Annotated in this window: 5 protein-coding genes and 1 riboswitch; of the genes, 1 reads left to right on the forward strand and 4 read right to left on the reverse strand. The window is 69.8% G+C overall.

All coding sequences use genetic code 11. From position 1 onward, the window contains the following. Positions 1–184 (forward strand): hypothetical protein (locus tag ACJA3G_RS31645; protein WP_406556481.1); only part of this gene is annotated, 184 nt, incomplete at its 5' end. Here the strand turns inward: ACJA3G_RS31645 and ACJA3G_RS31650 are convergent. From ACJA3G_RS31650 to ACJA3G_RS31665, 4 genes are all read right to left on the reverse strand, one after another. Beyond that, complete coding sequence (locus tag ACJA3G_RS31650; protein WP_406556482.1) at positions 159–752, reverse strand: TetR/AcrR family transcriptional regulator; 594 nt, start codon at positions 750–752, stop codon at positions 159–161. The genes ACJA3G_RS31645 and ACJA3G_RS31650 overlap by 26 nt on opposite strands. A 107-nt stretch (positions 753–859) precedes the next feature. Next, the gene (locus tag ACJA3G_RS31655) at positions 860–1,708 is read right to left on the reverse strand and encodes a transglycosylase SLT domain-containing protein (protein ID WP_406556483.1); all 849 of its coding nucleotides are present in this window, start codon (positions 1,706–1,708) and stop codon (positions 860–862) included. Between the two features lie 4 nt (positions 1,709–1,712). Next, positions 1,713–1,897: riboswitch (cyclic di-AMP (ydaO/yuaA leader) on the reverse strand. A 351-nt stretch (positions 1,898–2,248) separates the two neighbouring features. Next, positions 2,249–3,154 carry an aldo/keto reductase gene (locus ACJA3G_RS31660; protein ID WP_406556484.1) on the reverse strand — a complete coding sequence of 302 codons (906 nt, stop codon included), beginning with the start codon at positions 3,152–3,154 and terminating at the stop codon, positions 2,249–2,251. 319 nt (positions 3,155–3,473) lie between these two features. Further along, positions 3,474–4,140: carbohydrate-binding protein (locus ACJA3G_RS31665; protein ID WP_406556485.1), on the reverse strand; the 667-nt coding region annotated here is incomplete at its 5' end.

The following is a 4,140-nucleotide window of genomic DNA, read 5'->3' on the forward strand; positions in this document are numbered from 1 at the left end:
GGCCCACGCCGCCTCCGCCAGGGCCACCGCCTTCGTGTCCTACCGGGACCTGTCCGGCGCACTCGGCTTCGACCTCGGCTTCAGCCCGGACAGCACCACCATGGCCACGGCGTACTTGCGCCACCCCCGCAGCGCCCGGCCCGCCACGACACGCGCCCTCAGCACGCGGCCCCCTCACCGGTGACGGGGTCCGCGCAGATCCCGCACGCGGCGCGGAAGGCGCTCAGGAGCGGGGCGCGCAGCAGCTCGTCCGGTACGTCCTGACGGGCGGCGACGGTGCTGACCAGGCCGGTCACGGCCAGCTGCGCCCGGATCGTGCCCGCCAGGTCGTCCGCATCGGCGAAGGCGGCCAGCGTCTCCGTGCGGTGGTCGCCGAGATCCCCCATGCCCGCCACCCCGGCGAGCGCGCCGGGCAGTACCGGCAGCCCGGAGTTGAAGAGCAGGGCGAGCCGGGAGCGGTGGCGCAGCGCCAGGTCGACGAGGTCGGCCGAGGCCCGCAGATGCCGCTCGGTCCCCCGCGGCAGGGCGCCCCAGGTGGCCCGCAGCGCGGCGAACTCGGTCAGCGGACCGATGAGGGTCGCCGCGAGCAGTCGTTCCTTGGAGGGGAAACGGTGCAGCAGCCCGGTCTTGGAGTAGCCGACCCGGTCCGCGATCTCCTGCACGGAGGTGCCGAGGTAGCCCTGGGCGGTGAAGAGTTCGGCGGCGGCCTCGATGATCTCGGCGTCGAGTTCGGCACGCGTCGGGCGTGGCATGCGGTCCTCCCCTGGGCCTGGTCCCCGCCACCGTAACAGACCATCTGGTCCCTGATGGACCAGATGGTCCGCAACGGTCGCGCGCGGAAGGGAGGGGAGGCCTTCGGTCAGTAGGCGCCGTTCACGTTGTCGATCGAGCCGTACGTCTTCGCCGCGTAGTTGCAGGCGGCGACGATGTTGGCGACGGGGTCGTAGCTGTCCGTCGAGGTACCGGGCACGTGGAAGGCCTGGAAGGTGGGGTCGATGACCTGGAGGAGACCCTTGGAGGGCGTGCCGGCGACGGCGTTGGAGTCCCAGTTGTTGATGGCGAAGGGGTTGCCCGACGACTCGCGCATGACATTGCGGTAGATGCCGTCGTAGGAGCCGGGGATGCCGTGCTGGGCCATGATGTCCAGCGACTGCCGGATCCAGCCGTCCAGATCGTTGCCGTACGCCTTCGTCACGGTGGCGCTCGCCTGCTGGAGCGGCGCACTCGTCCGCGCCGAACGGTCGGCCCGGGCCGGGGTGGCGGCGCGGTCGGCGGAGGCGGCCTTGGCCTTCTGGCCCACCGTCAGTGCGAGACCGGGGTGGATCAGCGCCGGGTTGCCGCCGATGGCCTGGCGGTTGTCCTGGTACAGCTTCTTCCAGCCGCCGCTCACATCGAGGTCCTGGGCGATCTTGGAGAGGGTGTCCCCCGCGACGACGGAGTAGGTCGTCGGGGCAGCCTTCGCCGCGGTGGTCTTCGCCGCAGTGGCCTTCGTCGCGACGATCGGCTTGGCGGAGACCGCGCCCTTGACTGCGGCGACGGCGGAGGCGGCCTTCACGGCGCCGGCGTGGGGGGCGGCCGAGGGTGCGGCACCGGCGCTCGTCGCGCCGATCACCGGAATGATGAGCGCGGCGCCGCCCGTGCCCGCGGCGGCGATGCCCCGGGTCAGGCTGCTGGACTTGGGGCGGCGGTGCTTACCCTTTGCAGGCATGGCGAATTCCTCTCCTTCGCCTGCGAGGTGAGCTGTCGGGTTCGGGCGAGAGCTGCCCGGCCGCGCTGCACGCGGCTTCACCCCGAGCCGTTCCGTCATCCGGATCCGGCGACTACCTGGGTCCCCCGCTCCTGCCTTTTCGTGTGTGGGAGGTTTCCGGACAGCGGCAGGATTCGGCGGTCCATCCGGATTTGAGCGAGACCGTAATCGAATAGGACCGGCCGAAACAAGAGCGGGAATTCATTCCGCGGCCGGAGAGAAAGATCCATCGCGGACGGGGATACGGGCGCACTTCTCCCCGTATCCCCAACTCGCCTGCCACGGAACGGAATACGCACGCCACCGGGGCGCATCCACGCACACCCCGAGTGACCCACTTCACTTCTCCTGGCGGCGATCTCTCGGACTTCTCCGCACATCAACGGAGGAAAGAACGGTCCTCGCGGCACCCAAAAGAAAAGCTAAGCCTCTTTATCATTCCCAATGAATAGATTGACGACATAGGAACTAAAAAGGCCGTACGTGGTTCATTGCGGACATCTAGGCGTCCGACGACTCCAGCAGTGCCATCTCCTCGTCCGTGAGCCGCAGCGCGCCTGCGGCCACGTTCTCCACCAGGTGGTCCGGGTTGCCGGTCCCCGGGATGGCCAGCACGTGTGCGCCCTGCTGGAGCGTCCAGGCGAGGCGGATCTGCGCGGGCGTCGCCCCGTGAGCGCGGGCGACCGCGAGGACCGCCTCGCCGTCCCCGCCGTCCCTCTGCCCCGCCCCGCTCTCGCGCCCCTCACCGGCGATGGCGAAGAAGGGGACGAACGCGATGCCCTGTTCACCGCAGAGCCGCAGCACCTCGTCGGAGCCCGTACGCCTGCTGTCCAGCCCGTACCGGTTCTGCACACAGACCACCGGCGCGATCGCCTGGGCCTCCGCCAGGTGCTCGGGCCCGATGTTGGAGATGCCCAGGTGGCGGATGAGGCCCGCCTCGCGCAGCTCGGCCAGTGCGCCGAAGTGCTCGGCGAGCGAACCGGGCCCGTTGAGACGCAGGTTGACCACGTCGAGGTGGTCGCGGCCGAGCTGACGCAGGTTCTCCTCCACCTGGCCGCGCAGTTGCTCCGGGGTCGCCCACGGAAGCCATGCGCCGGACGCGTCGCGCCCCGGGCCGACCTTGGTGACGATGACCAGTTCGTCCCGGTAGGGCGCCAGCGCCCGGTTGATCAGTTCGTTGGCGGAACGGAGCCGGGAGAAGTAGAAAGCGGCGGTGTCTATGTGGTTGACGCCGAGTTCGACCGCGCGCCGCAGTACAGCGAGGGACCGCTCGCGGTCGCTCACTGTGCCGAGGTCGAATGCGGCGCTCCCCGTCAGGCGCATCGCGCCGAATCCCAGGCGGTTGACCGACAGGTCACCGAGTTTCCAGGCGCCCGCTGCCGCCGCGTTGATCGTCTCCGTAGTCATGATCGCAGTCTGCCATCCGCGACCGCATGAGGGGAATGCCCGAACTCCACGGACTCGACGAACTCCATGGACTTCAGGGAGTCCGTGAACTCCTCGGACTCCGCGGGCCCAACCGCCCGATCGGTCTCAACGACCTGATGAACTCAGCGGGATCAATGGGGCACTTTCCCCTTCGGCCTTACCTCTTCATCCTTTCGCCCTTCGGCCTTTCCCTCTTCGGCCTTTCCTCCTTCGGCCTCTCGCCCTGAGCGCGCCCGAGTCTGCGCGTTATCGCGCGGATTCAGGGCCGCGCCGGTGGAATGGACGGCGGGGCGACGATTCACCCCGTCCGCCACAGCGCGGGTACGTTCGGCGGTTCCCAGCCCGGTTGTGCGGTGTGTGCCTGGAGGCAGACGTAGCCGCGACCGCCGTAGGCGACGCGGTCGCCCGAGCGGTAGGCCGTGCCGACGGCCCAGGTGGTTCCGGGCGGCGGGCCGGTGGGTGTGGGGGTCGGCGACGGTGACTGGGCCACGTCCAGGACGAAGTCGAACGCCGCCTCCTTCGCGCCGCCCGCGTCCCGAACGGTCATCAGCAGCCGGGCGTCGAAGAGCGAGTCGGTGGTATTGCGGGGCTCACCGGGGAAGTACAGCTGGGTGGTGAGCACCGGCCGTCCGGGCGCCTGCGCCTTCACATGGATGTGGCGGGTGCGGCCGGGGTAGAGGCCCGGCACGATCGTGGTGAGCGTGAACGCGCCTCGTGCGTCCGTGTACTGGTGGCCGCGGAGACGGAAGCCGGTGTTGTCGTAGGCACCGTTGGTGTCGGCCTGCCAGAAGTCGAGCAACACGCCCGACAGGGGCAGGCAGGCCCGGCCGAAGACGTATCCCGTGACGGTGAGGCGGGTGCCGGGGGTGCCCGTGTCGAGGAGCGAGGTGCGTTCGGGGGAGTTCGGCTTGAAGTACGGGCCCTCTATCTGTTCCGGGGTGGGGTGGTCGCCGTCGTCGCAGGGC

Origin of the sequence: Streptomyces sp. YS-3 (assembly GCF_045257485.1) — a bacterium.
GTDB lineage: Bacteria > Actinomycetota > Actinomycetes > Streptomycetales > Streptomycetaceae > Streptomyces.

Bases quoted from the DNA above. Each gene is read 5' to 3' on its own strand.
- ACJA3G_RS31650 (WP_406556482.1), bottom strand. From the start codon at position 752: ATGCCACGCCCGACGCGTGCCGAACTCGACGCCGAGATCATCGAGGCC.
- ACJA3G_RS31655 (WP_406556483.1), bottom strand. From the start codon at position 1,708: ATGCCTGCAAAGGGTAAGCACCGCCGCCCCAAGTCCAGCAGCCTGACC.
- ACJA3G_RS31660 (WP_406556484.1), bottom strand. From the start codon at position 3,154: ATGACTACGGAGACGATCAACGCGGCGGCAGCGGGCGCCTGGAAACTC.